Source organism: Streptomyces sp. CBMA123, from assembly GCF_014596465.1.
In the GTDB taxonomy this organism is placed as follows: domain Bacteria; phylum Actinomycetota; class Actinomycetes; order Streptomycetales; family Streptomycetaceae; genus Kitasatospora.
Map to the genome: position 1 here is coordinate 1 of NZ_MECK01000344.1, position 4,801 is coordinate 4,801.

Below are 4,801 nucleotides of genomic sequence, written 5' to 3' on the forward strand. Positions count from 1 at the left end.
GGACGCCCCCGGCGCCGAGCAGCTGCGCGCGGACCTCACCGCCCTCGGCGCCGACGTCACCCTGGCCGCCTGCGACGCCGCCGACCGGGACGCCCTCGCGGCCGTCCTCGCCGCCGTCCCCGCCGACCGGCCGCTCACCGCCGTGTTCCACACCGCCGGGGTCGTCGCCGACGGCACCCTCGACACGCTGACGGCCGACCGGTTCGCCGAGGTGTTCCGCCCCAAGGTCGACGCCGCGCGCCACCTCGACGAGCTGACCCGCGACACCGACCTCGCCGCCTTCGTCCTGTTCACCTCCACCGCCGGCACCATCGGTGCGGCCGGACAGGCCAACTACGCCGCCGCCAACGCCCATCTCGACGCCCTCGCCGAGCAGCGGCGCGCCGACGGCCGCCCGGCCACCGCGATCGCGTGGGGCCCGTGGGCCGGCGACGGCATGGCCGGGGCCGGAGTGGAGCAGCGGGTGCGCCGGGGCGGCTACAGCCCGATGGCGCCCGAGCGCGCCCTGACCGCCCTCGGGCACGCCCTCGACCACGACGACACCGCCCTCACCGTCGCCGACATCGACTGGCAGCGCTTCGCCGCCGTGTTCACCGCGCAGCGGCCCGTCCCGCTGATCGCCCCGCTGGCCGGGCCGGCCGGCCGGCCGTCGGCGACCGCCCCGGACCCCGGGCTGCGACAGCGCCTCGCCGAGCTCTCCGAGCGGGCCCGGCAACGGTTCGTCCTCGACTTCGTGCGCACCCGCGTCGCGGCCGTCCTCGGCCACGCGGGCGGCGAGCGCGTCGGCGCCGACCAGCCCTTCACCGACCTCGGCATGGACTCCCTCACCACCGTCGAACTGCGCAACGCCCTCACCGCCGCCACCGGCCTGACCCTGCCCGCCACCCTGGTCTACGACCACCCGACCCCGGCCGACCTGGCCGCCCACCTACTCACCGAACTCCTCGGCACGCTGCCCGAGCCCGACCGGGCCCCGGCCCTGCGGGACGTTTCGGACGACCCGGTCGTGATCGTCGGCATGGCCTGCCGCTTCCCCGGCGGCATCGAGACGCCCGAGGACCTCTGGCGCCTGCTCGGCGACGGCGCCGACGCCGTCCGCCCGTTCCCCACCGACCGCGGCTGGGACCTCGACGCCCTCGGCCGGGGCGGCTCCGCCACCCTCCACGGCGGCTTCCTCGACGGCGTCGGCCGCTTCGACGCCCGCTTCTTCGGCATCTCGCCCCGCGAAGCCCTCGCCATGGACCCCCAGCAGCGCCTCCTGCTGGAGACCTCCTGGGAGGCCCTGGAGCGCTCCGGCATCGCCCCCGACCGCCTGCGCGGCAGCGACACCGGCGTCTTCGTCGGCACCAACGGCCAGGACTACCTGACCGTGCTGCGCCGCGGCACCGCCGACGTCCGAGGCCACGCCGCCACCGGCAACACCGCGAGCGTCCTGTCCGGCCGCCTCTCCTACACCCTCGGCCTGGAGGGCCCGGCCGTCACCGTCGACACCGCGTGCTCCTCCGCCCTCGTCTCGCTCCACCTGGCCGCCCGGGCGCTGCGCGCCGGGGAGTGCTCGCTGGCCCTGGCCGGCGGCGCCTCGGTGATGTCCAGCCCGGACGCCTTCGTCGAGTTCACCGCGCAGGGCGGCCTCGCCGCCGACGGCCGCTGCAAGCCCTTCGCCGACGCCGCCGACGGCACCGCGTGGTCCGAGGGCGCGGGCGTGCTCGTGCTGGAGCGGCTCTCCGACGCCCGGCGGCTCGGGCACCCGGTGCTGGCGGTCGTGCGCGGCAGCGCCGTCAACCAGGACGGCGCCTCGAACGGGCTGACGGCCCCCAACGGGCGCGCCCAGCAGCGGGTGATCCGCGCGGCCCTCGCCGACGCGGGCCTGGCCGCCGCCGACGTCGACGCCGTCGAGGCCCACGGCACCGGCACCGCCCTCGGCGACCCGATCGAGGCGCACGCCCTGCTGGCCGCCTACGGGCGGGACCGCGAACTCCCGCTCCTCCTCGGCTCGGTGAAGTCCAACCTCGGCCACACCCAGGCCGCCGCGGGCGCCGCGGGCGTGATCAAGACGGTCCTCGCGATGCAGCACGGGGAGCTGCCGAAGTCGCTGCACGTCGACGCGCCCTCCCGGCACGTCGACTGGACGGCCGGCGCGGTGGAGCTGCTGACCGAGCCCCGCGACTGGCCGGAGACCGGCCGCCCGCGCCGGGCCGGCGTCTCCGCCTTCGGCGTCAGCGGGACCAACGCGCATGTCCTGCTGGAGCAGGCGCCCGAGGCCTCGGACGACACCGAGGTGGTGGCGAGCGCCGCGCCGTGGGTGGTCTCCGCCAAGTCCGAGGCCGCGCTGGACGCTTCGCTCGGGCGCCTCGCCTCCGTGGCGGGTGTGTCCGCGCTGGACGTCGCGCACTCGCTGGCCGTCGGGCGGGCCTCGCTCGGGCACCGGGCGGTGCTGCTGGACGGCGCCGAGATCGCGCGCGGCGTGGCCGCCGAGCGCTCGACGGCGTTCCTGTTCTCCGGGCAGGGCTCGCAACGGCTCGGCATGGGACGGGAGTTGTACGCCCGCTTCCCGGTGTTCGCCGAGGCCTTCGACGGCGTCTGCGCACGGCTGGACCAGCTGTTGGACCGGCCGCTGCGGGACGTGGTGTGGGGAGCGGACGCTGAGTTGTCGGAGAGGACGGAGTACGCCCAGGCCGGGCTCTTCGCCGTCGGGGTGGCGCTGTTCCGGCTCGTCGAATCGCTCGGTGTGCGGCCGGAGTTCGTGGCCGGACACTCGATCGGTGAGGTGACTGCGGCGCACGTCGCCGGGGTGTTCTCGCTGGAGGACGCGTGCACGCTGGTGGCCGCCCGTGGCCGGCTGATGCAGGCCCTGCCGTCCGGTGGCGCGATGCTCGCGGTGGAGGCCGAGGAGAGTGAAGTCCTGCCACTGCTGGGCGAGTCCGTGTCGATCGCGGCGGTGAACGGGCCGACGTCGGTGGTGGTTTCGGGCGCTGCCGACGCCGTTGCGGCGATCGGGGCGCACTTCGCCGACCGGCGGACCACGCGCCTGCGGGTCTCGCACGCCTTCCACTCGCCGCTGATGGAGCCGATGCTGGACGACTTCCGGGCCGTCCTCAACGGGCTCGCGTACGAGGCGCCTTCGATCCCGCTGGTCTCCAACCTGACCGGTGAACTGGGCTCGGACCTCTGCACCCCCGACTACTGGGTGCGCCACGTCCGCGAGACCGTCCGCTTCGCCGACGGGATCCGCGCACTGGAGGAGGCGGGTGTCACCGCCTTCCTGGAGCTCGGCCCGGACGGCGTCCTCGCCGCCCTCGCCGAGCGGCGTCTCGGCGCGGAGAGCGTGACCGCCGCCACCCTCCGCCGCGACCGGCCGGAGGAGCACACCCTGGTCACCGCGTTGGCCCGGCTGCACGTCGCGGGCGTGGCGGTCGACTGGACCGCGCTGCTCGCCGGCACCGGCGCCCGCCGGGTCGACCTGCCCACCTACCCGTTCCAGCGTGAGCTGTACTGGCCCGAGCGCGCACCCGAGGCCGTCGCGGCCGGCGACCCGGCGGACGCCGCGTTCTGGTCCGCCGTCGAGCGCGCCGACACCGCCGCCCTCGGCACGACCCTCGGACTCGACGACGACACCTCGCTCAGCGCGCTGCTCCCCGCCCTCTCGGCGTGGCGCCGCCGCCGGAGCGAGCGGACGGACGCCGACCGGCTGCGCTACCGGGCCGTCTGGAAGCCGTACCCGGCCCCGGCCGGGCCGGACGCCCTGCCGGGCAGGTGGCTGGCCCTCGTCCCGGAGGGCCCGGACGACGCCTGGACGTCCGCCGTGCTCGCGGCGCTGGGCGCGGAGGCGCTCCGGGTCGCGACCGACGGGGACCTGGTCGAGCGGCTCGCTGCGCTCGGCGGACCGGTCACGGGCGTGGTGTCCCTGCTCGCCGCCTCCGACGGCGTGCCCACCGGGCCCGCCCGGCCGGACGCCCTGCTCGCCGCCCTCGGTGAGGCCGGCGTCGAGGCCCCGCTGTGGTGCCTCACCCGCGGCGCCGTCGCCGTCGGCGACACCGAGGCCCCGCAGGACGCCGCACAGGCGGCCGTCTGGGGCATCGGCCGGGTGGCCGCCCTCGAACACCCGCGGCACTGGGGCGGGTTGATCGACCTGCCCGAGGCCCCCGACGCGCGCACGTCGGCCCGTCTGCGCGCCCTGCTGACGGCCGGAGACGGTGAGGACCAGCTGGTGCTGCGTCCCGCCGGAGCCTTCGCCCGCCGCCTCGTGCGCGCCACCACGGCCGACACCGCACGCCCGTGGACCCCGCGCGGAACGGTCCTGGTGGTCGGCGACGCGGAGGGACACGCGGCCCCCACCGCCCGCTGGCTGGCGCACGCGGGCGCCCGGCAGGTGGTGCTGCTCACCGGCGTCGACGGCCAGGCCGTCGACCGCCTGCGCGCCGAGCTCGCCGAGCACGGCGCCGAGCTGACGCTCGTCACCGGCACGCCCGGCGACCCGGAGGCCGTCGCCTCCGTCCTCGGGCTCCCCGAGCTCTCCGCCGTCCTCTACACGGGCCGGGCCGGCGAGCCTGCCGACCACCTCGCCGGGCTGCTCGCCGACCTCGGGGCGCTGGACGAGGCGCTCGCGGACCGGGAGCTCGACGCCTATGTGCTGTTCGGGTCGATCGCCGGCACCTGGGGCGTGAAGGGGCGGGCCGACGAGGCCGCCGCGAGTGCCCTCCTCGATGCCGTCGCCCAGGGCCGCCGTGCCGCCGGGCGAGCCGGCACCGCCGTCTCGTGGGGCGCCTGGGCGGGCAGCACGCCCGATTCCCTGGCCGCGCAC

The 4,801-nt window shown here is 77.2% G+C and carries 1 protein-coding gene; it reads left to right on the plus strand.

Annotation, left to right across the window (positions count from 1 at the left end; genetic code table 11):
• The coding region (locus BG452_RS29900; protein WP_188307480.1) for a type I polyketide synthase at positions 1-4,801 on the plus strand (4,801 nt) is incomplete at both ends.